The sequence below is a fragment of the Nocardiopsis alkaliphila YIM 80379 genome, from assembly GCF_000341005.1.
Lineage (GTDB): Bacteria > Actinomycetota > Actinomycetes > Streptosporangiales > Streptosporangiaceae > Nocardiopsis > Nocardiopsis alkaliphila.
The window spans coordinates 1-1644 of record NZ_ANBD01000198.1 but is presented as its reverse complement, the minus strand read 5'-3'; the positions used below and the strand labels follow the sequence as shown (position 1 = coordinate 1644).

The following is a 1644-nucleotide window of genomic DNA, read 5'->3' as shown; positions in this document are numbered from 1 at the left end:
GGGCTGCGTGACTTCTTCGGTGATCCGACGGTGGCGGGTGTGGACCGGCTGGTCGCTCGGGGGCGGGGCGTCGTGGCCCGTGCGGAGTTGGTTCCCGTGGATCGGGGGGCGTCGTCTCCGCTGTCCTACGCGCAGCGGCGACTGTGGTTCCTGAACCGCCTTGAAGGGGTGAGTTCGACCTACAACGTGCCAGTGGTGGTGCGGTTCGACGCTGGTATCGACGCCGCCACCCTGGAAACAGCGCTGAGCGACGTGGTGGAGCGGCACGAGATCCTGCGAACGGTGTACGGAGAGGAGGCGGGCGAGCCTTACCAGGAGGTGTTGGATTCGTCCGGGGGGTGTCCGGAGTTCGAGAGGGTGGAGTGCTCTATCGACGAGGTGGACGCGCTGGTGGAAGAGTTCGCGCGTACGCCGTTCGACTTGGCCGCCGACCGGCCGGTTCGGGTCCGTTACTTCGCTTGTGGGACGCAGGGGTCGGTGCTGGTGCTCTTGATGCACCACATCGCCACGGATGGCTGGTCCGAGGGCGTGCTCGTTCGCGACCTGTCCGCGGCCTACGCCGCGCGCAGCACCGGACAGCCGCCCGGCTGGGAGTCGTTGCCGGTGCAGTACGCGGACTACGCGCTCTGGCAGAACGACGTCCTGGGGAGCCCCGACGATCCGAATGGTCTGCTCTCCCAGCACTTCGACTTCTGGGAACGGGCCCTTGACGGTGTACCGGAGGTTCTCGAACTGCCTCTGGACCGGCCTCGGCCCGAGAACCCCTCTCATCGGGGTGAGAGCATCCGCTTCGAGGTGGACGCGGACCTGCACGCGGGATTGGCGCGTGTGGCCAAGGAACATGGCTGCACCCTGTTCATGGTGGTGCAGGCGGCCCTGGCGATCGCGCTGTCCAAGGCGGGGGCGGGTGAGGACATCCCGCTGGGCACTCCGGTCGCGGGCCGTACGGATCCCGCGTTGGACGACCTGGTCGGATTCTTCATCAACACTCTGGTCCTGCGTACGGACGTGGCCGGGGAGAAGACCTTCGCCGAGATCCTGGAAGGTGTCCGGGAAACGGACCTGGCGGCCTTCGACCACCAGGACGTGCCCTTCGACCTGCTGGTGGAGGAATTCAACCCGGAGCGTTCGACCTCCCACCACCCCCTGTTCCAGGTCACGTTGGCGCTGAATACCGCTTTCGCGGACACCTCCGGCTTCGAGGGCGCCTGGGCCCCGGAGGTCACTACCGTCGCCACGGGCGTGGCCAAGTTCGATCTGGCGGTGGGTTTCGTCGAGTACCGGGACGGGGGTGGTGTGCCTGCCGGGCTCGGGGGTGTGGTCGATTTCGCCGTGGATGTCTTCGATGCTGCGACGGTCAGCGCGTTGGTCGCGGTGTTGGAGCGGATTCTGCGGGAGATGGTCGGGGGCACCGCGGTAGCGGTGGACAGCGTTGTCCGGTTGACGGATGGTGAGCGTGCGGCTCTGACGAATCGGGGTGGGCGGGCTGTTCCCGAGCGTGCCGAGGAGGCCGCGGTCTCCGCTCTGGTGACTCCGCGTCAGGAGATTCTGTGCGGGTTGTTCGCGCAATTGCTGGGGCGGGAGTCGGTGGAGCCGGGGGAGAACTTCTTCCGTGCCGGTGGTAACTCGTTGCTGGCGTTGCGT

Annotated in this window: 1 protein-coding gene; it reads left to right on the top strand. The window is 67.2% G+C overall.

Features of this window, described 5'->3' with window-relative positions:
* The coding region (locus tag D472_RS0124305) for a condensation domain-containing protein (RefSeq protein WP_239643046.1) at window positions 1-1644 on the top strand (1644 nt) is incomplete at both ends.